The following is a 25257-nucleotide window of genomic DNA, read 5'->3' on the forward strand; positions in this document are numbered from 1 at the left end:
GGCCCCACCCCACCACGAGCGGGGCACCCGGAGGCCTCAGTCGAGGACGCGCTCGTAGTACAGGGAGCAGTCGGCGTCGGGCGCGTCGACGTAGCCGCCGAACGCCGCGATCGGCCGGTACCCGGCGCTCTCGTACAGCCCGACGGCCTCGGGCTGCCGGGGGCCGGTCTCCAGCCGCAGGGTCGTCCAGCCGCGCTCCCGCGCCACGGCCTCCAGGGCGGCGAGCACCCGGCGGGACACCCCGCGGCCGCGCGCCGACGGCACCACGTACATCCGCTTGATCTCGGCGACCCCGGGCTCGAGCGCCCGCAGCGCGCCGCAGCCGATCGCCGTCCCGTCAGGGTCGCGGGCCACGAGGACCACGCTGACGTCCGCGGCCGAGGGCGGCGTCCCCGGCTCGCCGGCCCCGTCGTAGCGGGCCCGCAGCTCGACCTGCTGCGCCGTGGTGAGTGCCCGCACCTCGGGGTCGTCCCAGGCGGCGGCGGTCACGGAGCAGGTCCAGCTGGTCACTCCCGCATCCTCACAGGCTGATCCCGTGCAGCAGCAGCGCGGCCAGCTCGCGGTAGGCGGCGGCGTCGTCCAGGCCGGTCGCACGGGCGGTGTCGCCGCGGCCGATCCGGAAGACCAGCGTGCTGACCGTGTCGGCCACCAGGGCCGGGTGCACCTCCCGGAAGCGGCCCCGGGCCACGCCCTCGGCGATCAGCTCCCGCACCCGCTCGGCGGCCCGGGCGGTGTTCTGCTCGTAGACCGCGCGGCCGGGGGCGAAGGAGTCCAGGTCCCGGTAGAACGTCGGCCCGGCCGGGGACAGCGCCCGCGCGACGGCGGTCAGGTACGCGGTCACCCGCAGCGCGGGGTCGCCCTCCGTCGCCGTCCGGGCCTCGACCTCGACGGTGGCCTTGCGGAAGAAGTGCCGGATGACACGCGCGGCGAGCTGCTCCTTGCTCTCCGCGAGGGCGTAGAGCGTGCTCTTGGAGCAGTGCAGCCGGACGGCGAGGTCCTCGAGGGTGAACCGGCTGAAGCCCTCGGCGAGGAACAGCACCTCCAGCTGGTCGAGCAGCTCCGCTCGGCGCCGGGTCAGCCGGACGTCCTCGGCGTCCGACGGCGGGACGGTACTCGTCATGGCACCTCCGGCGGCCCAGCATCCCCCTGGACCGAGAACTGTACTGCGGTACCGTCGTCAGTACTGTCTCGACGAGGAGATGCCGTGCCGGTCGACCGTGAACTGCCCACCGAGGAGGCCGCCGACCTCCTCGCCCTCACCCGCGAGATCGCCGACGCGGAGCTGGCGCCGAAGGCCGCGCAGTACGAGCGCGAGGAGCGGTTCCCCCGCGAGGTCTTCCGCCTGCTGGGCGAGGCCGGCCTGCTTGGCCTGCCGTTCGGGGAGGACGTGGGGGGCGGCGACCAGCCCTACGCCGTCTACCTGCAGGTCGTGGAGGAGCTGGCCGCCCGCTGGGCGAGCGTCGCGCTCGGCGTGAGCGTGCACACCCTCGCCTGCTTCCCGATCGACCGGTTCGGCACCGACGCCCAACGGCGCGATCTGCTGCCGGCGATGGTCGGCGGCGAGCTGCTCGGCGCGTACTGCCTGTCGGAGGCCCAGGCCGGCTCCGACCCGCGCGCCATGCGGGCGAGCGCCAAGGCCACCGACGCGGGCTGGCTGGCCAACGGCGAGAAGGCCTGGGTCACCCACGGCGGGCACGCGGACTTCTACTCGACGTTCCTGCGGACGCCGGACGACGGCCCCCGGGGCATCTCCTGCTTCCACCTGACCCCCGACCTCGCCGGGCTGTCGGCCGCCAGGCCCGAGGAGAAGATGGGACTGACCGCGTCGACCACGGCCGCGGTCCGGCTGGACGACGTCGCGATCCCGGCCGACCGGCTGGTCGGCGAGCCCGGCCGCGGGCTGGGCATCGCGCTGGCCGCCCTCGACTCCGGCCGCCTGGGCGTCAGCGCGGTCGCCGTCGGCCTGACGCAGTCGGCGCTGGACGTCGCGATCGCCTACGCCCGGGAGCGCGAGACCTTCGGCCGGCCGATCCTGGAGCACCAGGGCGTGGCCTTCCTGCTGGCCGACATGGCCGCCGCGGTCGAGTCCGCCCGCGCCACCTACCTCGTCGCCGCCCGCCGCAGGGACGCCGGCAAGCCGTACTCCCGGCAGGCCAGCATCGCCAAGCTCGTGGCGACCGACGCGGCGATGAAGGTGACCACCGACGCCGTCCAGGTCCTCGGCGGGGCCGGCTACACCCGGGACCACCCGGCCGAGCGGTTCATGCGCGAGGCGAAGGTCATGCAGATCTTCGAGGGCACCAACCAGATCCAGCGGATGGTCATCGGCCGGCACCTCGCCCAGGAGACCGCACCTCCCGCCCACTGACGCCGCCCGCGCGCGTTCCCCGTCGTCCGGGGGGTCGGATCCGTCGGTGGCCGGGTGCACGATCGCGCGCATGGCCTCGTTCTCGGACGTGGAAGCAGCCGAGCCGGAGTTCGCCGCCCGGGTTCGGGCGGCCTTCGACGCGCACCGGCACAAGGTCCTCGCCACGCTGCGCGCCGACGGCTCGCCGCGGGTGAGCGGCCTGGAGGTGCAGTTCGTGGCCGGCGAGCCGTGGCTGGCCGGCATGCCCGACTCGGTGAAGTTCGCCGACCTGCGCCGCGACCCGCGGTTCGCCCTCCACTGCGGCAGCGACGAGCCCGACACGTTCACCGCCGACGCCAAGCTCTCCGGGCGGGCGACCGAGGTGACCGACCCCGACGAGCGACGGCGGTACGCGGAGGCGGCAGGGGTCCCGGCGGAGTCGGTCGACTACGACCTCTTCCGCATCGACGTCGAGCAGGTCGTGCTGACCGCGCTCAACGAGGAGAAGACGGCGCTGGTCATCTCCTCGTGGCGGCCGGGGAGGGGCCTGACGCGCACGGAGCGCACCTGACGGCTCCCACGGGCAACCCATGACGAACGTCAGTGGACCGGGCCTCCCGCGACGGACGAGACTGGGTTCCCCGTTCCAGGAGGGTCCCGATGCCCGAGCCGCACCTGCGTGCCGCCGACACCGACCGCGCAGCCGTCGCCGACCAGCTGGGCGAGCACATGTCCGCCGGCCGGCTGACCGTCGCCGAGTACGACGAGCGCCTGGCCCGGACCTACGCCGCCCGCACCTACGGCGAGCTGGCGGAGATCACCGCCGACCTGCCGAGGCCGAAGCCGGTCCCCCCGGTCCAGCCTGCGGCCGCGGCCCCTGCCGGGCACGTCGGCGCGACGGGGATCTGCGGCGCCGGCGCGGCCTGGGGCGGCTGGGCCGGCGGTGCCGGCCGACGCGCGGCCTGGGCGAGCTGGCTGGGCACCGCCGTGATCGTGCTCACCATCTGGCTGGTCACGTCGATCGCGGCCGGGGACCTGCTCTACCCGTGGCCGCTGTGGGTGATCGGCCCGTGGGGGGCGGTGCTGCTGGCGCAGTCGATCACCGGTCGGGGGGACGACGGCGGGCGGCGGCAGCTGCCCTGACCCACCCGGGAACGAGGACGGGCCGGCCCCGAGCGGACCGGCTCGTCGTCGTGGGGGGCACGGGAGGAGTTGACGGTGCGTCATTGGGCGATTCCCCAGCGGAGCCGTTCGCTACTCCCGGCACGTTCGACACCGGCCGACCAGGCCACGGCGTTCGCCTGGTGTCGCGGTCACCATCTGAGGCCCCCGGGATCATGGCTGCAGGCTACGGTCGCGCTGGGACAGTGCCGATCTACGACGGCCGCGCACGGGGCTCCGGCGCCCGCAGACGTGGTCGAGGCGATCACGGTGCGTCCTGCCCGTTGGGGGCGTCGGCGCACAGCGTCTCCACCGTGTCCAGCAGGCGGTCGGCGTAGGCCTCGGCGACGGGCCTCACCCACGCGTCGGAGATTGTCCATCAGCCCACAAGTGCCACCGCGCTGACCAGGAGCGGTAGGACGAGCGAGGGCAGGGCCGCCCGGTGGTCGTGGGCGAGCAGCACGGCACCGAGGGCGATCGTCAGCAGCAGCGTGCCGGTGGCGACCGCGACGGCGTACGGCTTGAGGCCGGACCGCTCCCGTGCCGCGTCCGGCTCAACGCGCCGTCATCGACGACTCGATGGAACGAGCTGTCCGGCACGACACCGCCGTACCGCTGCCTCTTTCTCCACTCGTGCCTCGGCGCGGCCGTAGCCACGTCCTTCGCGCGGACCGAAGCTCCAGGACATCCCCGTCGACATCGGCTGACCGAGCGGGGCGGGGTCTCCTACGTCGCCGTCCCTTCTGCGCGGCGGTCGCCGACGGAGCCGTGCCCAGGGGGCGCGCCGGTGCGTGCGAGCAGGTGCAGTTCGCGGGCCCGTCGGACGGCCTCGTTGCGGCGGGTCGCGCCGAGCTTGCGCAGGATGCTGCGGACGTGGGTGCGCACGGTGTTGATGGAGATGAAGAGTGCGGCGGCGATCTCGGCGGTGGAGAGCAGCCCGGCGAGCAGCTGCAGCACCTCCAGCTCGCGCGGGCTGAGCTCGCCGATGATCGCCGATGGCGGCTCCGGGGCAGGTGATCCGGTGGTCGCCTCGGCCGGGTGGCGGGGTGCGGGGATGGCCGGTGCGGTGGGGTTGAGCCAGGCGCCGGCGGTGGCAAGGGGTGGATGGCCGCGCAGCAGCGGTCGCAGCCGCGGCGGCGCATCGAGGAAGGGCCGGCGCAGCCGCTCGGGTTCGGCCAGCTGCAGGGCGTTCTCCAGCGTGGCGAGAGAGGTGGCGGTGTCGCCGGCGGTGGCGAGCAGGCAGGCCCGGACGACCGCGTCCTCGACGGCGAGCCCCAGCGGCAGCGGGCCGCCGGCGTCGGCCGCGCCGGGAGCCGGAAGGACTTCGCCGACGGCGGACAGCCCGAGGGCCGTGGCGGTGGCGCGCAGCACTCGGCGCCGCGGCGAGCCGGGCGGCAGGCGGTCGAGCAGCCCCCGCGCGCCGGGACCGTCGTGGCGGGCGAGGCGGATGCGGATGGCCTCGGTGAGGACGTGCTCGCGCACCCAGCCCGGGGTCTCCACGATGTCCAGGGCCGGCTGGAGGGCCTGCTCAGCGGGGTCGAGCTCGCCGCGGGCCCGACGCAGCCGACTGTTCAGCACGGCGAGCAACGGGCCGCTGATCTGCGGGTCCGGGCGCCGTTGCGCGGCGCGGGCCAGCCGGCGGCGCGCGGTGGCGAGTTCGTGGCGGTCCACGGCGGCCCAGGCTGCGGTCATGGCCGCGGCGGGGGCCCGGTCCGGCTCCGGCAGGCGGCCTTCGTCGGCGAGGGCCTCGTAGTCGGCGGCCAGCTTCGTCGCGCGCCGCAGCCGTCCGACCAACGCCTCGAGCAGCGCCAGGTCGGCCAGGCAGCAAGCGACCAGCCGGGGTGCGTCGCCGGCGCGGCCGGCGGCCAGAGCACGCGAGAAGGCTTCCCGCAGCGCCCGTTCGAGAAGCTCGCTGGACAGCAGCGCGGTGGCCTGGCTGCGGGCGAGCACGGCGGTCAGCTCGGCTCGCCGCTGCGCCTGTCCGTCGGGCAGCGCCGCGATCAGGGGCTCAGCGGTCACGGCGGCCGCACGCACGCGATCGGTGACCGGGCCGGCGGCCGCGGCGGCGGCGCAGACGACGGCCGCGCCGATGCGCAGGGCGGGGCGGGCATCCGAATCGCCGGCGACCGCCGCGGCGGCGGTGAGATCGGGGAGCGCCGCCGGGTGATCCGCGGCGAGCGCGGCCGCGGCCCGCAGCACCGCAGCATCCGGCCCGCCCGTGCTCACCGGCGGAGCTCCGCGGACGGAGCCGCGGGCCAGCAGGTGGCCGAGCGCGAGGTCGTCGATGAGCAGCCGGGCGGCCAACTTCTGGTCGCCGGCGGCGCGGGCGTGCTCGACCGCGACCGGCAAGCGCCCCGCGGCGGCGTACCAGTCCGCGCAGAGGCGATGGCCGGTGGCGAACGCGCCCGGGTCCTCGTAGGCCAGCTGCGCCTGCAGCAGCTCGCGGAACAGGGCGTGGATGCGGTAGCCGCCGGGGTCGCCGGCGGCGCGCTCGACGAAGGCGTTTCCCACGGCCAGCCCGGCGAGGATGCGGCCGCCGCCGGGCCGGCCGGCGAGGGAGTCGACCAGTTCGGGCCACAACTCCCGGGTGGCGCTGACCCGCAGCAGGAACCGGCGCACCGGGGTCGGCTGGTGCTCGAGCACCTCGGCGACCAGGTACTGGGCGACACTGCCGTCGTCGGCGGCGAGCGAGGCGAGCAGCCGATCGGGGTCCATGCCCTGGGTGAGGGGGGCGGCGGCCAGCTTCAGCGCGGCCGCCCAGCCCTCGGTCCCCCGCTGCAGCGCCGTGGCCACGTCAGCGGCCACCGGGGCGAGTAGAGAGGCCAGCAGCTCACCGGTCTCCTCGGCGGTGAAGGCGAGGTCGTTGGTGCGGATCTCGGTGAGCCGGTCGTCGAGCCGGTAGCGGTGCAGCGGCAGCAGCGGATCGGCGCGGGCGCACAGCACCAGCCGCAGCCGCGCACCGGCGTGCCGCACGAGCAGGTCCAGGGCGCCGGTGAGCTCGCGGGCGGTGACGTTGTCGGCGTTGTCGAGGATGAGGACCATCGGCTCCGGCTGCGCGGCCAGCGCCGCGGCCAGGCCCGTCGGCCAGGCCCCCGCGGCGGGGTCGCCGGAGCCCCGCGCCGGGCGGTCCGGCAGGTCCAGCCCGGCCTGCCGGAGCGCCGCCAGGAGATGGGGCGGGAAGACGGTCGGGTCGTCGTCGCCGGCGTCGAGCGACAGCCAGGCCACGCGGCGGCCCCGCTGCGCGCGCATCCACGTGGCCGCGAGCACCGTCTTTGCCGAACCGGCGGGGCCGGACAGCAGCGTCACCGGCGTGGTGGCCACCCCGCGGGTCAGCGCCTGCAGCAGCCGTGGCCGAGGCAGCGGCGGAAAGCCCAGCGGTGGTGGGCTCAGCTTGCCCAGCAGCACCGTCCCGGTCCAGTCCGGGGCGCTGTGCTCGGGCCGGGGGCGGCGTGCCTGGAGGGTCCCCGCAGTCGCCTGGAACATCGGTCTGCTCCACTGCCGGTCGGGCCGGACGGGCGATGCGACCGGCCGCTTCTCGGGTGACTCGCCTGCCAGGCGGTGCGCCGTCATCTTGACCACAACCAATCTGTTTCGACACAGGGCCGTTGGTCCTCGGAGCGGGCACCCTCGGTCGGTGGCCGGTGCCCCGGTCCTCGGGTGGGCTCGGTCAGAGCAGCCCGAGGTCTCGGGCTCGCGGCACCACCTGCTGCCGGTTGGTGACGTCCAGCTTGGCGCGGAGGTGGTGGATGCGGGCGCGGACCGTGTTCGTGGAGATCGACATGGCCACGGCGATCTGCGCGGTCGATCGGCCGGCGGCGAGCAGGCGCAGCGCGTCGAGCTCCCGGGCAGACAGGACCGGCCTTCCGTCGTGGCGGGTGCCGTCGGATTCGGCAGCGGGCGGGTCGGGCATGGCGGCGCTCCGTTCCCCACGGTCGCACCGCACCCGGCCGCTCCCGGTCCGCTGCGACGGACTTCTGCAGCACCCCGCGGGGCCGGGCGACCGGTACGGTCGCCGCGGCTCCGGGTGCCGTCACGCTAGGAATCCGCAGTCGAGGACGCTTCACGGATGTGGTCGGCCTCTTCCGCATCCTGGCCACCGGGCGCAGCGGAAGGAGCTCACGTGGACCGCTTCGTGCGCTACGCCGCGCTGACCGGCTACCCGGAGCTCGCCCGCTCCGTCGGCCTGGACCCGGCACGGCTGATGACCGACGCGGGGCTGGACATCGCCGACCTGGCCGAACAGGACAAGTGGATCCCCGCCGTCCCGGTCGCCCTGCTGCTGGAGCGCTCGGCTGCGGAGTCCGGCGTCGAGGACTTCGCCGTCCGGCTCTCCGGCCGCCGGCGACTCTCAGCGCTGGGCCCGCTCAGCGTGGTGCTGCGCGAGGAGCCTGATCTCCGCAGCGCCCTGGACCTGCTGATCCGCTACGAGCAGGCCTACAACGGCATCCTCGACCTACGGCTGCTGGAGGCCGACGGGCTGGCCACGGTGCAGGTCTGGCTGGAGTTCGGGGCGCCGGTACCGGTCCGCCAGAGCATGGACCTGACCGTGGCCAACCTGCTCGGCGTGCTGCGCTCCCTGGTGCGCGCCGACTGGCAACCGCTGTCCGTACTCATCGCGCACCGCCCGCCGACCGACCTCGGTCTGTTCCGGCAGGTGTTCGGCCCGGGCCTGCGCTTCGACCAGGCGTTCACTGGCGTGGTCTTCTCGGCCCGCGATCTGGACCTCCCGACGGTGACCGCTGATCCGGCGCTGCGGCCCTACGCCCGCCGGCTGCTGGACACCGTGCTCCCACCACCTCCGGCGACCGCGACCGCTCAGGTCCGCTCGATGGTGGAAGTCCTGCTTCCGGCGGGGCGGTGCTCTCTGGCGCACGTCAGCCGCGCCTTGCACGTCCCACCCCGCACCCTGCACCGGCACCTGGCCGAAGAGGGAGAGAGCTTCTCGGCGATCGTGACCGACATCCGCGCCCGGTGGGCCGAGCGGTACCTGGCCACCGACGCCTACTCGCTGACCGAGATCGCGCATCTACTGGGCTTCGCCGCGCCCAGTGCGTTCTCCGTGTGGTTCCGCGGCCACTTCGGCACCACCGCGACCGAGTGGCGCCAGCGCGGCCGCGCCGGGCCCGCATCGACCCTGCGGCTGCAGCACGGGAGCGGCGACCGTGCCTGACGCCGCCGCCGACCCGCCGGTCCCCGGGGCGATCCGGGCCCACTACCCCTGGGTGGTCTTCGCGCTGGCCTTCGCGCTGCTGCTGTCGGACTTCATGTGCCGGCAGGTGCTGGCCGCGGTGTTCCCGTTCCTCAAGGCCGAATGGGCGCTGACCGACACCCAGCTCGGCGCGCTCAGCAGCGTCGTCGCGCTCACCGTCGCGGTGCTCACGGTTCCGCTGTCGGTGCTCGGCGACCGACTCGGCCGCCGCCGCGCCATCCTGGCGATGGCCGGGCTGTGGAGCCTGGCCACCCTGGGCTCGGCGCTCGCCGCCGACTACGGGCAGCTGCTCGCCGCCCGGGTACTCGTCGGCGTCGGCGAGGCGGCATACGGCAGCGTCGGCCTCGCCGTCGTGCTCGGGGTCTTCCCCGCCCACCGCCGCGCGACGCTGTCCGGGGCGTTCACCGCCGGCGCCGCGTTCGGGGCAGTGCTCGGCATCGCCCTCGGAGGCGCCCTGGCCTCCCGGTTCGGCTGGCGGTGGGCCGTCGCGGCGATGGCCGTGCTCGGCCTCGTGCTCCTCGTCCTGTTCCGGATGCTGGTCACCGACGACAAGCTCGCCCGCCACACCGTGCCCGACGCCGGCGACGGTCCGCCCGGGGACCGGCCGCGTGCGCCGCTGTCGGCGGTGCTGTCCCCGCCCGCGGTGCTGTGCACCTACCTCGGCAACGGCCTGCAACTGTTCGTCGCCGGCTCCCTGCTGGCCTGGCTGCCCAGCTATCTCAACCGCAGCTACGCGCTCCCCGCGGGGACCGCCGCCATGCTCGCCGCCGGCCTGCTGCTACTCCTGGGCGTCGGGATGATCGGCTGCGGAGCGCTCACCGACCGGCTCGCCCGCACCCGGCCGCTGCGCCGCTGGACCACCGCGATCGGCTACGCAATGGCCTCGCTGGCCCTGCTCGGCGCCGGCTTCTCCCTGCCCGCCGGGCCGGCGCAACTGGCCCTCATCGGCGCCGGAGTCCTCTTCGCCGCCGGCACCTCCGGCCCGGCCGGTGCCCTGGTCGCGGAGCTGACACCCGCGTCGATCCGGGCCAGCGCGCTGGGCATGCTGGCCCTGGCCAACAACCTCATCGGCCTGACCGCCGGCCCGGTGGTCACCGGAGCGCTCGCCGACCGGTTCGGCCTGCCGACCGCGCTGCGGCTCGTGCCGGTCGTCTCCCTCGCCGCCGTGGCCGTGCTCACCATCGGACGGCGGATCACCCCGAACCGCCCAGGCCTCGCCCCAGAACTGACACCGGCGATCGACTCGTAGTACCCCCGCTGCGGAGCCGTCGACCGTGGGACCGCCGGGGTGCCGGGCTGACGGCCGGCACAACGGTCGGTCGGGTCAGGACATCGCGGGCTCGTCCGGGGTCGGGTCGCCGCCGCCTGCCAGGACGTGGTGGTCCGATGGCAACGGGCTCAGGGCGCCGCGCAGGGCCGGCGAGGCACCGCGCAGAGTGATCCGGCGGTCGTGCCGCAGCGCCCGGCGGTAGGCGCGCCCGATGGCGCGCAGGCCGACGTGGTCGACGACCAGCTCGGTGACCTCGACCGTCCAGTGCGGCTGCCCACTGCCCAGCAGCGCGGAAACCGCGTCGTGCAGCAGGTGGGCGGTGCGCCCGTCCAGGCGTCCGGTGAGAGTCACACGCCCCTGGCTGAGGTCCAGGTGCACCGCGAATACCGGCGCGCTGCCCGCGCAGAGCTGGGGCGTCCGTCGACGGGAGGTCATGGCCGTCACCTGGGCCAGCAGGCGACGCGCCGCGGCGACGGCGCCGGCAAGGAGCTGCTCACCGGCCGTGGAAGGAGGTCACGGGTCGGCCCGCCGGCCATGCCAGCCGGGCCGGTAGTCGGGGTGCGCCGGAGAGCCGTGTGACGCTCCTGCTGACGGCTCCGGCCGGGATGGTCGCTGCCGCCACGCCCGCCCCTTTCGCTCCGCGTCGTCACCGGACGGTGCCAGGCACAAGCCGGCAGCGTTCCCCCGTAGAGTCGCGGCATTCTGGCGCGGCAACCTCCTCCACGGTGGATGATCACCTCTGCACTGCTCAGGCAGCACCCGCTGGCCCAGCCGCAGGCCGTTGACCACGTTGGCGTTGACGACCTTGAGCACCGCGTCGCAGTAGCTGGTGCGGTGGCACGGGCGGGATGAGTTCTTCGGGCATCGCCAGCAAGTGCGCGCTGGTGGGGTCCCGGCCGACGTGGCAGAGCAGCACCTCGGAGATGATCTCGAACCGCGAGGTGACGGCCGCTGCGCGGGTCGAGCGCGGGCTCGCCACCGGCCGCGGCCTTGCGGACCGCAGCGGCACCAGGCCCTGCCGGGCCCGGCAGCGTGAGCGCTCGTCGCCGCCGACGGCAGCCGCGTGCTGGGCGGGGCATCCGGTGGGCCGGCGTGGACGTCGCCGGCGGCGTCCCTGGCCCGGTCGCCGACCTCATCGCCGCTACGCCCACGCTCCAGCGGAGGATCGTCGAGGTCGATGCCGCGCTGGCCGGCCGCCCGCCGGTGCAGTGACCTGGCCGACCGGCCCGTGCTCGCATCCTGCCGCAATCAGCACCGTCGGCCCGCCCACCGGACCCCTAGCGCAAGCGGTCGCTGCTGCGAGCAGCCGACCGGTTGATGTTCGCCGACCTCGCCGTGGGTCGACAGCAGGTCGGCGTTGGGCGACAGGCTGGTGGCTCTGAGGCCCCGCCCGGTGGAGCGCCGCGGACCGATGAGGGGCCTCTGTCTCTCACCAGGCGGGGTTGCACGTCATCTTTCATGGAACACATCCGTCCGCAACCCCGGCGCCGATGCCGCTCCGGTGATGGTCGGACCGTCCCGACCGAGCCGGAGGCGACGGCATCCCGGCCGGTCCTCCGCCAAGTCTTGGTGTTCTGGCCAGGGCGCGTGGACGATGCTGTGGGCGCGCCGCGCGGCACCGCGCCGAGGCCGACGTCGATCGAGACCTACCCGACTCGTGAGCGTTCGGTCTGGCGAACGGGGCGCTCGCCCGGGTGGAAGAAGCCACCGTGCACCCCATCCCGCCCGTCACCTCCACCGCAGGCGCGCGCGGTCGCGCGCCGTGGGTCACCACACGCGACCTCGAGCTGCTCCGGCACCTCGCCGACGGGCTGTCCACCGCCCGAATCGCGGCGGCCATGTCGATCACGACGAACACCGTCCGCACCTGCATCCGCCGCCTCGAGCACCGGCTGTCGGTCACCGGGCGTGCGCCCTCGTGGACTGCGCCCGCCAGCACGGTCTCATCTGGTCTCCCCCTCGCATCCGCCCTGCAGCTCGATGACGCTGGTGGCGCCGGCGGACCGGAGGTTGGACCGCAGACGCCGGGGTACCGAGGCCGCCACCGGCAGGCGATAGAGGACCATCCGAGTCCGGGGCGCACCTGCCGGTCGGGTCATGCCCGGCACGCGCCCCGTTCTCCGCAGCATCGTCGGTGCACAGGAACCGTCCGCTGAGCAGTCCCGCACCATCGGCGCGTCCACCGCGCGACCCGCCTCACAACGTGCTCCCGGGTCACACGGCCCGACGCCGCCCATCGCAACCGGAGGACACTCGTGCGCGCCGCGCCGTGGCAGCAGCAGCCACCACCCGACCTCGGCCCCGGCGTGACCACCCTCGGCCGCTGGAGTCCGGCCAGCATCGCCCAGCTCACCGCCGGCCGACTGCAGCTCGGCGCCGCGCTCCACGACGGGAGCCGGCCCGCCCGCGCCGACGAGACGGCGGTCCAGGAGCTCGTCCTGGTGTTCGAAGAGCTGGTCTCCAACGCGCTGCGGCACGGCCGACCGCCGGTGACCGTGAGCGTGACCGCCGACGACCGCTCCTGGCTGCTGCAGGTCAGCGACGCTGCCGGCGACCGGCCACCCGCCGCCGTCGACCGCGACCCCGGCCGGGGCGGGCTCGGTCTGGGCCTGGTCGCCGAGATGTCCGTCAACCATGGCTGGCGCGTGGACGTCGACGGCGGCAAGACGGTCTGGGCACGCGTGGCCTTCCGCCACCCCGCCGCGGCGGAGCAGGACACCACCGCGTCCAGCTAGCGCCGGCTGAGATCAGGCCGACCTGGCAGCTCGCTGTGAGTGTCCGTCGGCGGAACGCAGTGTCCTTCGCCGGACGGTTGTGCAGCGCGCCGCCTGCACCACCGTCGGCCCCCATTCCTACGCATTCCCTGCAGTACGGCACCCGCTCCGTACGCCGCAAATCGCGGCCCCAGACGATCAACAGGTGTCGGCCGGGCGCTGGGCGCCACGGTCCGCTGCCCGCCAGCGGCTCCTGATGCGGCTGCCGCCAGCAGCGGGCCGCGCCGGTACCGGCTCCGCGGCGGCCTCAGCCGGGGCACCAGCGAGCAGGGCACCGGGGAGCAGCTGGAGCGCGTCGGCGGCGGCGAACAGGTGCAGCTCGGCGGTGTCGATGACGACCGCGGCCTGGATGGTCGCCGGGGCGGACGTCGAGCCCACCCAGCACGGCGGGCGGCAGGGTGAGGCGCCGCTGGGCGTCGACGGGCACCCGGGTGAGAAGCGGGCTGTCGTCCCCCGCACGGACCACGTAGTGGCCGTTCTCACGCGCGCCCACCAGGAGGGTCCGCTGATCCCAGCCCAGGGCGCTGAGCGCCTTGCCCAGGCTCACGCGGTTCTGGGCGTCGATCGGAGCGGCCTGCCCGTGCCGGGTACCGCCGTCGCGGGCCGGCCCGGGGAGCGCGGTCCGCGAGGTGCACGACCGGGGCGAGCGGTTCACCGGCGCCGGGGCTGTCGGTGCGGTCGGCGTCGGATACGCCGGCGCCCCTTCCGACGTGGGTGAACGTGTCGACCCCGGGGTAGGGCGCCCGGATCCCGGCGATGCGGGCGGCGGTGCGGTAGCGGGTGTCGAGTCCGTGCGGCATGAGCGCACCGGTGTCGAGCTGCCCGGCGGGCGCAGTCCCCTCCACCGACACCGCGGCAGCCGCGGCAGGGGTGGGAGCGCCAGCCGAGGATCCGTGCACATCCAGGGAGGCGTCGGACCCTGATGAATCCGAGCTGCCCGGCGTGCGGGTGACGGCCACGGCCGCCTGTAGCTCCTGGGGGATCCCCCAGGAGCTGGTGGGCAAGGGGGGAGTTGAACCCCCACGTCCTTCCGGACACACGGACCTGAACCGTGCGCGTCTGCCATTCCGCCACTTGCCCTGGCGGAGAGAACAGTAGCAGCCCGACGAGGAACGCCTGGCAGGGGGGCGGGCCGCTCCGCACGGCTGGGGCGCCTGGGGCGCCCGGGGCGTTGCGCGACGGTCAGCCGCCGTGCACCCGGCTACGATCAACCGTGGCGGATCGAGACCACCGGGCGAGCGCAAAGGAGCGACTGTGGGTGTGCTGCAGCGCTTCGAGCGACGGCTGGAGGGGATGGTCGGGCTGGCCTTCGCCCGCATCTTCAAGGGCAAGGTCCACCCCGCCGAGATCGCCAAGGCGCTGACCCGCGAGGCCGACGAGCAACGCTCGGTGCTGGGCGAGGGCCGCGTGCTGGCCCCCAACGTCTACGACGTCCGGCTGGGCCCGACCGACTACGAGCACCTGGCCGAGTGGTCCGAGCAGCTGGCCGGCCAGCTGGCCGACATGGTCAGCGAGCACATCGAGGGCGAGGGCTACCAGGTCTTCGACGCGGTGCAGGTCCGGCTCCAGCGGGACGACGCCCTGCCCACCGGCGTGTTCGAGGTCAGCTCGCACGTCGCCGACCCGGCCCGCCCCGGCACCCGCGCCGACGAGGCCGTCTCCCCGGCGACCGAGGGCGACGCGCTCCCACCGCTGCCCCCGCTGCGCGGCCGCATGGCCACCGACACCGGCCGGCAGGTGCCGTCGTCGGTCGTGGGCCGGGCAGGGTCCAAGCCCGGCGTCACCCACGTGCTGCTGGTCGACGGCCCCGGCACGCGCCACGAGCTGACCACGGGGCGCAACGTCATCGGCCGCGGCACCGACGCCGACATCCGGCTGCCCGACACCGGGGTCAGCCGCAAGCACGTCGACGTCGTCCTCGACAACGGCACCGCGATCGCCGAGGACCTCGGCTCCACCAACGGCACCCTGGTCAACGGCCGCCGGATCACCCGCCAGCCGCTGAGCGACGGCGACGTCATCCGCATCGGCCACTCCGTCCTGGTCTACCGGCAGGACGGCGCGTGAGCCCCCGAGAGGACGGGACGTGACCGAGTTCGCGAGGTCACGGGGGAACACGGCACGGCCGGGCGCGGGGCGCACGAGCGCCGGTGAGGGCGCTCCGTGACGGCCGAGATCGTCCTGCAGATCTTCCGCTTCGGCTTCCTGCTGCTGTTGTGGCTGTTCATCTTCGCGGCCTTCCGCGTGGTCCGGGCGGACCTGTTCGGCGGCCGGGCCGGCCGGGTGGCGTCGGTGCCGCCGCGCGCGGCCGCGGCGGGCAAGCGGAAGTCCCGCGGCCCGAAGACCCTCGTGGTCACCGCCGGCCCCCTGAGCGGGACCAAGATCACCCTCGGTGACCAGCCGATCCTCATCGGCCGCGCCGACGACTCCACGCTGGTGCTGACCGACGACTTCGCCAGCTCGCGGCACGCCCGGCTGACCAACCGCGGCGGCCAGTGGTACGTCGAGGACCTCGGGTCCACCAACGGCACCTACCTGGACCAGCAGCGCGTCCAGGGGCCGCTGCTGGTCTCCCCGGGCCAGCCGATCCGCATCGGCCAGACGGCCCTGGAGCTGCGTACATGACCCCCGCCCGCACGTGCACCCCGCGGCGCGCCGGCACCTCCGGGAGCACCGTCCGATGAGCCTCGCGCTGCGCTATGCGGCCCGGTCCGACCGTGGCCTGGTCCGCGGCAACAACCAGGACTCGGTGTACGCCGGGCCCCGGCTGCTCGCCGTGGCCGACGGCATGGGCGGCCACGCGGCCGGCGACGTCGCGAGCAAGGTGGTCATCGCCGCGCTCGAGCACCTGGACGACGACGCGCCCTCCGGCGACATGCTGCAGGCGCTGCGCGAGGCCGTGTTCGACGGCAGCGAGCACCTGCGCGAGGTCATCCGCGAGTCGCCGCAGCTGGAGGGCATGGGGACGACGCTGACCGCCGTCCTCTTCGCCGGCGGACGGCTGGCGCTGTGCCACATCGGCGACTCCCGCGCCTACCTGCTGCGCGACGGCGTCCTCGCCCAGATCACCCACGACGACACGTTCGTGCAGACCCTCATCGACGACGGCCGGATCACGCCGGAGGAGGCCAACCACCACCCCCAGCGCTCGCTGCTGCTGCGCGCGCTGAACGGGCAGGAGGTCGACCCCGACCTGTCGATGCGCGAGGCCCGCGCCGGTGACCGCTACCTGCTGTGCTCCGACGGGCTCTCCGGCGTGGTCAGCGAGGAGACCCTCGCCGACGCGCTCAAGGACCCCGACCCGCAGGCGACCGCGGACCGGCTGATCGAGCTCGCGCTGCGCAGCGGCGGCCCGGACAACATCACCGTGATCGTCGCCGACGTCGTGGAGGACGGCGGGCACGACTACCCGCTGGACCCGGTCGTCGACGGCGCGGCCGGCGACAACATCGGCCAGCGAGAGGTCGACCCGCGGTCGGCCGCCGGCCGCGCCGCCCTGGCCGACCCGCCGCCGCCCCCACCGGTGACCCCGTCCTCGACCGCCACCGCGCCGCCGGCGCGCCGGCGCCGCCGCCGGCTGCTCTGGGCCCTGGGCGCGCTGCTGCTGGTGGCCGTGGCCGCCGTCGGCGCCTACGTGTGGCTGCTGTCCAACTGGTTCGTCGGCGTGCAGGCCACCTCCGACGGCGAGCAGGTCGCCGTCTTCCGCGGGATCGACACCTCGCTGCTCGGTCTCGACCTCAACCAGGTCGCCGACCTCACCGACCTCGCGGTCGGCGACCTCACCCAGGCCGACGCCACCAAGGTCCGGCGGGGCATCGAGGCCACCGACGGCGACCACGCCGACCGGATCGTCGCGATGCTGCGCGACTCCCGCCTGCCGGTCTGCCCCGACGCGGAGGAGAGCGAGCGGTCGCTGTCGACGTCCCCCAGCCCCACGCAGGCACCCGACGGCGAGGCCACGCCGTCCGAGGGTGCCGCGCCCAGCGAGTCGGCCGAGCGGACCACGGCGCAGCGGACGAAGACGCCCGAGCCCGGAGTGGACTGCCGGGAGGCGCAGTGAGCCGGCACCGAGGAGACGGCGAGGCCGACGAGGTGGTCGTGTGACCGCGGCCCCCTCCACCGACCCGCGCGCGGCCGCGGCGGGCGGCACCCCCACGCGGCGCAACACGGAGCTGGCGCTGCTCGGCTTCGCCGTCGTCATCACGCTGGCCGCGCAGTGCATCGTCGACCTGACGATCACCGGGTCGCTGCGCGCGGAGCTGGCCACCTTCGGCGGCTGGTTCACCGCGCTGTGGGCCGTGATGCACGTCGTCGTCCGGCGGTTCGCCCCGTACGCCGACCCGCTGCTGCTGCCCGCCGTGGCGCTGCTGATGGGGCTCGGGCTGACCATGATCCACCGGCTCGACCTGGCCGCCGAGCAGGTCGACGCCACCGTCACCCGGGAGGACGCGCCGGTCCAGCTGGTCTGGGCCACGCTCGGGGCGGCGCTGTTCGTGGCCGTGCTGGTCGTGCTGAGGGACCACCGGCTGCTGTCCCGCTTCGCCTACACGCTGGCCCTGGTCGGCCTGGTGCTGCTGGCCCTGCCTGCGGTGCTGCCCGCCTCCATCTCCGAGGTGTACGGCGCCAAGATCTGGATCCGCGTGGCCGGCTTCAGCATCCAGCCCGGTGAGTTCGCCAAGATCTGCCTGGTCGTCTTCTTCGCCGCCTACCTGGTCGACAAGCGGGACGTGCTCGCGCTGGCCAGCCGGCGGGTGATGGGCCTGGAGGTGCCGCGCGCCCGGGACCTGGGGCCGGTGCTCGTCGCGTGGGCGATGTCGATCCTCGTGCTGGTCTTCGAGCGTGACCTGGGCAGCTCGCTGCTGTTGTTCGGCATCTTCATCGTGATGCTCTACGTGGCCACGGAGCGGGCCAGCTGGCTGCTCATCGGCGTCGGCCTGTTCGCCGCCGGTGCCTTCCTGGCCTACCAGCTGTTCGGCCACGTCCGCGTCCGCGTCGACACCTGGCTGGACCCCTTCGCCTACCGCGACGAGGGCGGCTACCAGCTGGTCCAGTCGCTGTTCGGGCTGGGCACCGGCGGGCTGTTCGGCGCCGGCCTGGGCGGCGGCCGCCCGGACCAGGTGCCGGTGGCCAAGAGCGACTTCATCGCCGCGGCGCTCGGCGAGGAGCTGGGGCTCTTCGGCCTGGTCGCGGTGATCATCGTCTACCTGATCCTCGTCGAGCGCGGCCTGCGGACGTCGCTGATCGTCCGCGACGCCTTCGGCAAGTTGCTCGCCGCGGGCCTGGCCTTCGCCATCGCCTGGCAGGTGTTCGTCGTCCTGGGCGGCGTCACCGGGCTGCTGCCGCTCACCGGCCTGACCACCCCGTTCGTCGCCTACGGCGGGTCCTCGCTGGTGGCCAACTTCGTGCTGGTCGCCATCCTGGTGCGGATCAGTGACGCCGCCCGCCGTCCAGCTGCTCCGGCCGGGCCGCCGAAGCCGGCGCTCGGCGACGCCCCGACCGAGATCGTGACGCCGTGAACGCCCCCCTGCGCCGCGTGGCGATCAGCGTGCTCGTCCTGTTCACGCTGCTGATCGTCAACGTCAACTACATCCAGGTCGTGCGCTCCGACGAGCTGCGCAACGACTCCGGCAACACCCGGGTGCTCACCGAGGAGTACGACCGCGAGCGCGGCTCGATCGTGGTGGCCGGCACCGAGGTCGCGACGTCGGTGGCCACCGACGACCGGCTCACCTACCTGCGGCAGTACGCGCAGGGGCCGGTGTACGCGCCGGTCACCGGCTACTACTCGCTGGTCTACGGCAACGCGCAGACCGAGCGGGCGGAGAACGACGTGCTCTCCGGCAACGACGCGCGGCTGTTCGCCCGGCGCATCGCGGACCTGTTCACGGGGCGCGACCCCAGCGGCGGCGACGTCGTCCTCACCCTGGACCCGGCCACCCAGGAGGCGGCGATGTCCGCCCTCGACGGCGTCACCGGCGCGGTGGTCGCGCTCGACCCGTCGACCGGCGCGGTGCTGGGCATGGCCAGCCAGCCCACCTACGACCCGAACCTGCTGTCCAGCCACGATCCGCAGGCGATCCGGGACTACTGGGCGCAGCTCAACGAGGCCGACCGCGACCCGAGGCTGAACCGGGCGATCAGCGACAACTACCCGCCGGGATCGGTGTTCAAGGTGGTCGTCTCCGCGGCCGCGCTGGCCTCCGGGGAGTACACCCCGGACACCGTCATCCCGGCGCCGGACACCCTGACCCTGCCGGGGACGAACACGGAGCTGGAGAACTTCGGCGGCTCGAGCTGCAGCAGCACCGGCGAGCAGTCGCTGATCGACGCGCTGACCATCTCCTGCAACACCGCGTTCGCCCAGCTGGGCATCGACCTCGGCGAGGACGCGGTGCGCGACATGGCCGAGGCGTTCGGGATGGACGGCGAGCAGCGGCAGATCCCGCTGACGGTGGAGCCCAGCAGCACGGGCGACCCGGAGAACGACGCGCAGCTCGGCGTGAGCTCGATCGGCCAGCAGGACGTCCGGATGACCCCGCTGCAGGCCGCGATGGTCGCCGCCGCGGTCGCCAACGACGGCACGCTCATGCAGCCGTACCTGGTCGACCAGCTGCGCGCGCCCGACCTGTCCGTCATCGACGAGACCGACCCCGAGGAGCTGAGCGAGCCGGTCACCCCCGAGGTGGCCGACCAGCTGACCGAGATGATGGAGAGCGTCGTCACCAACGGCTCGGGGCGGGCCGCCCGCCTCCCCGGCGTCACCGTCGCGGGCAAGACCGGGACGGCGGAGAACGCCGGACCGGACCACAACTGGTTCATCGGGTTCGCCCCGGCCGACGACCCGCAGATCGCCATCGCGGTCTTCGTCGCGAACGGCGGGGGTACGGGTGGGGACGTGTCCGCACCGATCGCCCGTCAGGTCATGCAGGCGTACCTCGAGGGACAGGGCGGCTGATGGCACTCTCCACCGGCACGATCCTCGCCGGCCGCTACGAGATCACCGCCCCGATCGCCACCGGCGGCATGGGCGAGGTCTGGCGGGCCCGGGACCGCGTGCTCGACCGCGTCGTCGCCGCCAAGGTGCTGCGCAGCGAGTTCACCGGCGACCCGAGCTTCGTCGCGCGGTTCCGCAACGAGGCCCGGCACACCGCGGCGCTCAGCCACCCCAACATCGCCTCGGTGTACGACTACGGGGAGACCCAGGACGAGCGCGGCGCCCAGCTCGCCTTCCTCGTCATGGAGCTGGTCGAGGGCAAGCCCCTCGTGACGATCCTCCACGAGGAGGGCAAGCTCCCCGTCGACTGGACGCTGCACGTCCTGGGCCAGGCCGCCGACGGGCTCTCGGCGGCGCACCGGGCCGGCGTGGTCCACCGCGACATCAAGCCGGGCAACCTGATCGTGCGCCCGGACGGCGTGGTGAAGCTGACCGACTTCGGCATCGCCCGCGCGCGCGACGCCACACCCCTCACCCGCACCGGCATGGTCGTCGGCACCGCCCAGTACCTCTCCCCGGAGCAGGCGCAGGGCTTCGACGTCACCGCCGCCTCCGACGTCTACTCCCTCGGCGTCGTGGGCTACGAGTGCCTCACCGGCGGCCGGCCCTTCGACGGCACGTCCCAGGTCGCCGTCGCGCTGGCGCACATCAACCGGCCACCGCCGCCGTTGCCGGCCAACGTGCCGCCCGCGGTGCGGCTGCTCATCGAGCGCGCCCTGGCCAAGGACCCCGCCGACCGCTTCCCCGACGGCGCGGCGTTCGCCGCCGCGGTCCGCTCGGTGGCCGCGGGCAACGGGACGGCCTCGGGCAACGGGGCCGCCTCGGGCGCCGGGCTGGCCGCCGTCCCGGTCCCCCCGGTCACCGACCGCACCCAGCTCGTCTCCGACCTCGACGACGACCGCACCGAGCTGGTCCCCGACATGGCCGAGGACCGCACCCAGGTGCTCGGCGCCGCGTCGGCCGGCGGCACAGGCGGACCGGGGACGGCGCCGGGGACCATGCCCCCGCTGCGCCGTCCGGAGGACGACGACGAGGACCGCGCGGAGCGCTACGCCGGCGGTCGGCACTCGCACGCGCGGCCGTCCCGCAACCGCTGGGCCTGGCTGGTCGCCGGCCTGGTGCTGCTGGCGCTGCTCGGCGGCGGCACCTGGTTCCTGCTCGCGGGCCGCGACGACCCCGGCGCGGGCACGCCGAACGCCACGACCTCCTCGGTCCCCCCGGTCACGACCTCCGCCGGCGTCTACACGATCGACCCGGCGCAGCTCGTCGGCCGGCCGGCGGACGAGGTCCAGGCCGAGCTGGAGGGGCTGGGCCTGGGGCTGGTCGTGCGGCAGGAGCCGGCCGACGCCGCCCGGCTGACCGCGGCCGGCATCGCCCTCGACCGCGGCGACGTCGCCGCCGTCGACCCGAGCAGCGGCACGGTCGGCCAGGGCGACACGATGACGCTGTTCTACGCGCCCCAGGACTTCACCCCCGACAGCGGTGAGGAGCAGCCCTCGCAGGCGCCCGAGACCACCCAGGCCCCCACCACCACGGCCGAGCCGACCGACGAGGAGGAGACCTCCGAGGCGCCGGCCCCCACGACCCGGCGGACGACGACGCCTCCCCCGGCGGAGGAGAACGAGCCGGACCAGGACGAGCAGCAGCAGAACCAGGACGAGGAGGAGCAGGACCAGGACGAGGAGGGCAACGCGCCCGGCACGCCCGCTCCCACGTCGGCGACCGACGCCGAGCAGCTCCCCGGCGCACCCGCAGGTGGCGAGGGGGGCACGGTGCTGGGTGCGGGTGCGGCGGACGAGACGGCGTGATCGCACTCCCCCGCGCCGCCCGGGTCCGGGCCGCCGGAGCGGTTAGGCTCCCCGGCGGCCCATCCGTCCACAGCGCTCCGCCCTCCCCCTGGACGCAGGACCGCACCGCCCGAGAGGACCCCTGATGACCACGCCGCAGGTGCTCGGTGAGCGCTACGAGATCGGCGGGGTGCTCGGCCGCGGCGGCATGGCCGAGGTGCACCGCGGCCGGGACCTGCGGCTGGGCCGCGAGGTGGCGGTCAAGGTGCTGCGCAGCGACCTGGCCCGCGACCCGTCCTTCCAGGTCCGCTTCCGGCGCGAGGCGCAGGCGGCCGCGTCGCTGAACCACCCGGCGATCGTCGCGGTGTACGACACCGGCGAGGACCGCACCGCCAACGGCGCCACCCCCTACATCGTCATGGAGTACGTCGAGGGGCAGACGCTGCGCGACGTGCTCCGCCGGGAGGGCGTGCTGTCCCCGGAGCGGGCGATGAGCCTGTCCGCCGACATCTGCGGCGCCCTCGACTTCAGCCACCGCAACGGCATCGTCCACCGCGACGTGAAGCCCGGGAACGTGATGATCACGCCCCAGGGCTCGGTCAAGGTCATGGACTTCGGCATCGCCCGGGCGGTCTCGGACTCCGCCGCGACGATGACCTCCACCGCCGCCGTCATCGGCACCGCGCAGTACCTCTCCCCCGAGCAGGCACGCGGTGAGGGCGTCGACGCCCGCTCCGACGTCTACTCGGTCGGGTGTCTGCTCTACGAGCTCGTGACCGGGGCGCCGCCGTTCACCGGCGACTCGCCGGTCTCGGTGGCCTACCAGCACGTGCGGGAGGACCCGCGGCTGCCGTCGTCGATCAACCCGGCGATCCCGCCGGAGCTCGACGCGATCCTGCTCAAGGCGATGAGCAAGAACCCGGCCAACCGCTACCAGTCGGCCGCGGAGATGCGCAACGACCTGCTCCGGGCACTGGCCGGCCAGCAGGTCGAGGCCACGCCGGTCATGGGTGACGCGGAGAAGACGGCGATCATCGGCGCCCCCGCCGGCTACGGCCAGGGGGACTGGGACGACGAGGACGCCGCCGCCCGCAAGCGCAAGCGCAACCGGGTCATCGCCGCCGTCGTCGCGGCCGTGCTGCTCATCGGCGGCGTGGTCACCCTGGCCGTCGTCCTGGACTCCGGGGGCGACGACGAGACGCCGGCCGTCGCCCAGGTGGCGGTGCCCTCCGACCTGGTCGGGAAGGACGAGGCCACGGCCACGCAGGCGCTCGAGACCGCCGGCCTGCGCGTCGGCACCGTGACCACCGCGCCGAGCTCGGAGGAGCAGGAGGGGCTGGTCATCAGCTCCGACCCGGCCGGCGGCGCGCAGGTCCCCCCGGACACCCAGGTCGCGTTGGTCATCGGCGGCGGGGTCGACACCGTCGAGGTGCCGGCCGTCATCGGTCTGGACGTCGACCGGGCGCAGACCACCCTGGAGAACGCCGGCTTCCAGCGGGTCGACTCCGACGACGTGGACTCCCTGCAGGCCGAGGGCACCGTCGTCGACGTGACCCCAGGGGAGGGCAGCGCGGTCGACCCGAGCACGGCGGTGACCCTGTCGGTCTCCGACGGTGACGCCCCGCTCCCCGACGTGGTCGACCAGCAGCAGGCGGCGGCCACCCAGGCGCTGCGGGACGCGGGCTTCACCAACGTCACCCCCGAGCAGGTCGAGTCCGACCAGCCCGAGGGCACCGTCATCGCCATGGACCCCACTGCGAACAGCCAGGCGGCCGCGGGCGACGCGATCACGCTGCAGGTGTCCAGCGGGCCCGGCGAGGTCGAGGTGCCCGACGTGGTCGGCTCCACCGAGGCCGAGGCCCGCGCGGCCCTGCAGCAGGCCGGGTTCACCGGGACCGTCACGGTGGAGACGCGGGATGCCGCCGACCCCGGTGACGTCGGCGTCGTGCTCGCCGTCTCGCCCCGCGCGGGCGGCTCCGTGGCCCCCGACGGGACGGTCACCCTGACCGTCGGCGAGGAGCCGGCCGGCGGGACCGGGGAGGACGACGACGACTCCGGTCCCGGCGGGGCCGGCGGCCCCGACGACAACTGACGCGACGCACGAAGGGCCCCTCCCGCGCGGGGGGGCCTTCGTGCGTCTGCAGGGGTCGCGGCGGCTCAGCCGGGCGTGGCGACCGTCGTGAGCCGGTGGGCGGCGGCGGAGGCGGCCTCGACGACCGCGGGGTCGGGAGCCATGCCGCAGGTCTCCAGCCAGGTGGCCAGCATCCGGTGCCCGCCCTCGGTGAGCACCGACTCCGGGTGGAACTGCACGCCCTCGATGGGCAGCTCGCGATGCCGGAGCGCCATGACGATCCCCGAGGGCGTCGTCCCGGTCACCACCAGCTCGTCGGGCACGGTGTCGCGGTCCACGGCGAGGGAGTGGTAGCGGGTCGCGGTGAACGGCGACGGCAGGCCGGCCAGGACGCCCACCCCGTCGTGCACGACCTGGCTGGTCTTGCCGTGCAGCAGCTCCGGCGCCCGCACGACCTCCGCGCCGAACGCCTCGGCGATCGCCTGGTGACCGAGGCAGACGCCGAACACCGGCGTCCCGGCCTCGGCGGCGGCGCGCACCATGGGCACCGTCACCCCGGCGTCGGCCGGCGTGCCCGGTCCCGGGGAGAGCAGCACCCCGGCGACGTCCAGGTCGGCGAGCTCGTCGACCGCGACGGCGTCGTTGCGGCGGACGATGCACCGCACGCCCAACTGGCCCAGGTACTGGACCAGGTTGTAGACGAAGCTGTCGAAGTTGTCGACGACGAGGACGGGCCGGCTCACGGTCCCTGTGTACCAGGAGGGCGCCCGGCCCCCCACACGCTCGCAGGCGGGCCCTGCGCGGGGCCCCAGTGGTCAGCCGTCGGCCGCTGTGGCGTGCTGCATGTCCAGCGAACCCTCGTAGGCGGGCACCGGGACCGCGGCGCGCTCGCGGACGGCGAAGCCGAGCCCGAAGTCCTCCGCCGCCTGCCGGAACACCGCCACCTGCGGGGAGGCGGCGAGCTCGGCCCGGATCGCGGCGGCGTCACCGATGGCGGTGACCACGAACGGTGGCGAGTAGGTGCGCCCCTGCAGGAGCAGCACGTTGCCCACGCAGCGGACCGCGCTGGTGGCGATCAGCCGCTGGTCCATGATCGCGACCGCGTCGGCACCGGCCGCCCACACCGCGTTGACCACCGCCTGGACGTCGGACTGGTGGATCACCACGTCGTCGGGGCGCGCACCGATCGGCAGCGAGCCGTCCGGGCGCCGGGGGGCGTCGTCCAGGGTGATCTCCACGCCGCGACCGCTGAGGGCGACCAGCCCGGCCGACAGCTCGCCCCCCGAGCCCTCCTCCTGGGCGGCGGCGACTGCGCCGTCCCGGGACGCGGCCTCGTCGGTCAGCGCCTGCGCCTGCGCGCGCAGCCCGGCCAGCTCCTGCTGCATGGCGCCGAGCGCGTCCTCCCGCGCGGCGATGAGGCTGGAGAGCTCGGTGACCTCGCCGCCCCGCAGGTCGGTCCCCAGGGCCGTCTGGCTGGACGTGGCGAACAGCAGGCCCGCCGCGAGCGCCACCACCGGCACCAGCACCGCCCACCCCGAGGGGCGGCGGGTACCCCGAAGGGGCAGGGTGCGGGCTCCGGCCACGTCCGCAGCTTAGGCTGGAGGGCGGTCACGGCCGGGCGCGACGATCCGGCCCCGGAGGGAG

At 74.8% G+C, this 25257-nt stretch carries 22 protein-coding genes and 1 tRNA gene; 14 read left to right on the forward strand and 9 right to left on the reverse strand.

Annotated features, from left to right (window positions below; translation table 11 throughout):
• Positions 1–36 precede the first annotated feature (36 nt).
• Together ACI782_RS04160 and ACI782_RS04165 are read right to left on the reverse strand one after the other, a co-directional pair.
• Positions 37–510 (reverse strand): GNAT family N-acetyltransferase, encoded by a 474-nt coding sequence (locus ACI782_RS04160; RefSeq protein ID WP_456906389.1) that lies wholly within the window; start codon positions 508–510, stop codon positions 37–39.
• A gap of 10 nt (positions 511–520) precedes the next feature.
• Positions 521–1120, reverse strand: a complete 600-nt coding sequence (locus tag ACI782_RS04165) for a TetR/AcrR family transcriptional regulator (protein ID WP_456906391.1) — start codon at positions 1118–1120, stop codon at positions 521–523.
• A gap of 84 nt (positions 1121–1204) precedes the next feature.
• On the opposite strand from ACI782_RS04165, the gene ACI782_RS04170 reads away from it, so the two are divergent.
• The 3 genes from ACI782_RS04170 to ACI782_RS04180 all read left to right on the forward strand — a co-directional run bounded on the left by ACI782_RS04170 (position 1205) and on the right by ACI782_RS04180 (position 3490).
• Positions 1205–2368: an acyl-CoA dehydrogenase family protein gene (locus tag ACI782_RS04170; protein ID WP_456906393.1), complete on the forward strand. Its 1164-nt coding sequence runs from the start codon at positions 1205–1207 to the stop codon at positions 2366–2368.
• A 70-nt stretch (positions 2369–2438) separates the two neighbouring features.
• On the forward strand, positions 2439–2918 hold the full coding sequence (locus ACI782_RS04175; protein ID WP_456906395.1) for a pyridoxamine 5'-phosphate oxidase family protein: 480 nt from the start codon (positions 2439–2441) through the stop codon (positions 2916–2918).
• Positions 2919–3007: 89 nt separating this feature from the next.
• Positions 3008–3490, forward strand: coding sequence for a DUF1707 SHOCT-like domain-containing protein (locus tag ACI782_RS04180; protein WP_456906397.1), 483 nt, complete (start codon positions 3008–3010; stop codon positions 3488–3490).
• Positions 3491–4234: 744 nt separating this feature from the next.
• Here ACI782_RS04180 and ACI782_RS04185 read toward each other — a convergent pair.
• A complete protein-coding gene (locus tag ACI782_RS04185) occupies positions 4235–6991 on the reverse strand; it encodes a LuxR C-terminal-related transcriptional regulator (RefSeq protein ID WP_456906399.1) in 2757 nt (918 codons plus the stop codon).
• Between the two features lie 184 nt (positions 6992–7175).
• Positions 7176–7418 (reverse strand): response regulator transcription factor, encoded by a 243-nt coding sequence (locus ACI782_RS04190; protein WP_456906401.1) that lies wholly within the window; start codon positions 7416–7418, stop codon positions 7176–7178.
• Positions 7419–7628: 210 nt separating this feature from the next.
• On the opposite strand from ACI782_RS04190, the gene ACI782_RS04195 reads away from it, so the two are divergent.
• Both ACI782_RS04195 and ACI782_RS04200 read left to right on the forward strand, forming a co-directional pair.
• Positions 7629–8678, forward strand: a complete 1050-nt coding sequence (locus ACI782_RS04195; RefSeq protein WP_456906404.1) for an AraC family transcriptional regulator — start codon at positions 7629–7631, stop codon at positions 8676–8678.
• The gene (locus ACI782_RS04200; protein ID WP_456906406.1) at positions 8671–9966 is read left to right on the forward strand and encodes an MFS transporter; all 1296 of its coding nucleotides are present in this window, start codon (positions 8671–8673) and stop codon (positions 9964–9966) included. Before ACI782_RS04195 ends, ACI782_RS04200 begins: the two co-directional genes overlap by 8 nt.
• Before the next feature lie 75 nt (positions 9967–10041).
• Here ACI782_RS04200 and ACI782_RS04205 read toward each other — a convergent pair whose 3' ends face one another.
• Complete coding sequence (locus tag ACI782_RS04205) at positions 10042–10338, reverse strand: STAS domain-containing protein (protein ID WP_456906408.1); 297 nt, start codon at positions 10336–10338, stop codon at positions 10042–10044.
• Positions 10339–11696: 1358 nt separating this feature from the next.
• On the opposite strand from ACI782_RS04205, the gene ACI782_RS04210 reads away from it, so the two are divergent.
• Together ACI782_RS04210 and ACI782_RS04215 are read left to right on the forward strand one after the other, a co-directional pair.
• A complete protein-coding gene (locus tag ACI782_RS04210; protein WP_456906780.1) occupies positions 11697–12143 on the forward strand; it encodes a helix-turn-helix domain-containing protein in 447 nt (148 codons plus the stop codon).
• A gap of 99 nt (positions 12144–12242) precedes the next feature.
• The gene (locus ACI782_RS04215) at positions 12243–12722 is read left to right on the forward strand and encodes an ATP-binding protein (RefSeq protein ID WP_456906411.1); all 480 of its coding nucleotides are present in this window, start codon (positions 12243–12245) and stop codon (positions 12720–12722) included.
• A 177-nt stretch (positions 12723–12899) separates the two neighbouring features.
• On the opposite strand, the gene ACI782_RS04220 is transcribed toward ACI782_RS04215, so the two are convergent.
• Both ACI782_RS04220 and ACI782_RS04225 read right to left on the reverse strand, forming a co-directional pair.
• On the reverse strand, positions 12900–13139 hold the full coding sequence (locus tag ACI782_RS04220; RefSeq protein ID WP_456906413.1) for a hypothetical protein: 240 nt from the start codon (positions 13137–13139) through the stop codon (positions 12900–12902).
• A 616-nt stretch (positions 13140–13755) separates the two neighbouring features.
• Positions 13756–13841: transfer RNA gene (locus ACI782_RS04225), tRNA-Leu, on the reverse strand.
• Between the two features lie 174 nt (positions 13842–14015).
• On the opposite strand from ACI782_RS04225, the gene ACI782_RS04230 reads away from it, so the two are divergent.
• From ACI782_RS04230 to pknB, 7 genes are all read left to right on the forward strand, one after another.
• Complete coding sequence (locus ACI782_RS04230) at positions 14016–14828, forward strand: FhaA domain-containing protein (protein WP_456906415.1); 813 nt, start codon at positions 14016–14018, stop codon at positions 14826–14828.
• Between the two features lie 96 nt (positions 14829–14924).
• On the forward strand, positions 14925–15386 hold the full coding sequence (locus ACI782_RS04235; protein WP_456906417.1) for an FHA domain-containing protein FhaB/FipA: 462 nt from the start codon (positions 14925–14927) through the stop codon (positions 15384–15386).
• A gap of 55 nt (positions 15387–15441) precedes the next feature.
• On the forward strand, positions 15442–16821 hold the full coding sequence (locus tag ACI782_RS04240; protein WP_456906419.1) for a PP2C family protein-serine/threonine phosphatase: 1380 nt from the start codon (positions 15442–15444) through the stop codon (positions 16819–16821).
• Positions 16822–16861: 40 nt separating this feature from the next.
• On the forward strand, positions 16862–18277 hold the full coding sequence (locus ACI782_RS04245; protein ID WP_456906421.1) for an FtsW/RodA/SpoVE family cell cycle protein: 1416 nt from the start codon (positions 16862–16864) through the stop codon (positions 18275–18277).
• Positions 18274–19716: a peptidoglycan D,D-transpeptidase FtsI family protein gene (locus ACI782_RS04250; RefSeq protein WP_456906423.1), complete on the forward strand. Its 1443-nt coding sequence runs from the start codon at positions 18274–18276 to the stop codon at positions 19714–19716. The genes ACI782_RS04245 and ACI782_RS04250 overlap by 4 nt, the downstream gene beginning before the upstream one ends.
• Positions 19716–21563 (forward strand): protein kinase domain-containing protein, encoded by a 1848-nt coding sequence (locus tag ACI782_RS04255; RefSeq protein ID WP_456906425.1) that lies wholly within the window; start codon positions 19716–19718, stop codon positions 21561–21563. The genes ACI782_RS04250 and ACI782_RS04255 overlap by 1 nt, the downstream gene beginning before the upstream one ends.
• Positions 21564–21687: 124 nt before the next feature.
• Positions 21688–23634, forward strand: a complete 1947-nt coding sequence (gene pknB / locus ACI782_RS04260) for a Stk1 family PASTA domain-containing Ser/Thr kinase (RefSeq protein WP_456906427.1) — start codon at positions 21688–21690, stop codon at positions 23632–23634.
• A gap of 65 nt (positions 23635–23699) precedes the next feature.
• Here the strand turns inward: pknB and ACI782_RS04265 are convergent, their stop codons facing one another.
• Both ACI782_RS04265 and ACI782_RS04270 read right to left on the reverse strand, forming a co-directional pair.
• Positions 23700–24356: an aminodeoxychorismate/anthranilate synthase component II gene (locus tag ACI782_RS04265; protein ID WP_456906429.1), complete on the reverse strand. Its 657-nt coding sequence runs from the start codon at positions 24354–24356 to the stop codon at positions 23700–23702.
• Between the two features lie 72 nt (positions 24357–24428).
• Positions 24429–25196: a DUF881 domain-containing protein gene (locus tag ACI782_RS04270; protein WP_456906431.1), complete on the reverse strand. Its 768-nt coding sequence runs from the start codon at positions 25194–25196 to the stop codon at positions 24429–24431.
• Between the last annotated feature and the right edge of the window lie 61 nt (positions 25197–25257).

This window comes from Geodermatophilus sp. SYSU D00703, assembly GCF_054050155.1.

Excerpts from the sequence above, each read along its gene's own strand:
- ACI782_RS04180 (WP_456906397.1), top strand. The coding sequence starts at position 3,008 with ATGCCCGAGCCGCACCTGCGTGCCGCCGACACCGACCGCGCAGCCGTC.
- ACI782_RS04240 (WP_456906419.1), top strand. The coding sequence starts at position 15,442 with ATGAGCCTCGCGCTGCGCTATGCGGCCCGGTCCGACCGTGGCCTGGTC.
- ACI782_RS04190 (WP_456906401.1), bottom strand. The coding sequence starts at position 7,418 with ATGCCCGACCCGCCCGCTGCCGAATCCGACGGCACCCGCCACGACGGA.
- ACI782_RS04175 (WP_456906395.1), top strand. The coding sequence starts at position 2,439 with ATGGCCTCGTTCTCGGACGTGGAAGCAGCCGAGCCGGAGTTCGCCGCC.
- ACI782_RS04165 (WP_456906391.1), bottom strand. The coding sequence starts at position 1,120 with ATGACGAGTACCGTCCCGCCGTCGGACGCCGAGGACGTCCGGCTGACC.
- pknB (WP_456906427.1), top strand. The coding sequence starts at position 21,688 with ATGACCACGCCGCAGGTGCTCGGTGAGCGCTACGAGATCGGCGGGGTG.
- ACI782_RS04255 (WP_456906425.1), top strand. The coding sequence starts at position 19,716 with ATGGCACTCTCCACCGGCACGATCCTCGCCGGCCGCTACGAGATCACC.
- ACI782_RS04185 (WP_456906399.1), bottom strand. The coding sequence starts at position 6,991 with ATGTTCCAGGCGACTGCGGGGACCCTCCAGGCACGCCGCCCCCGGCCC.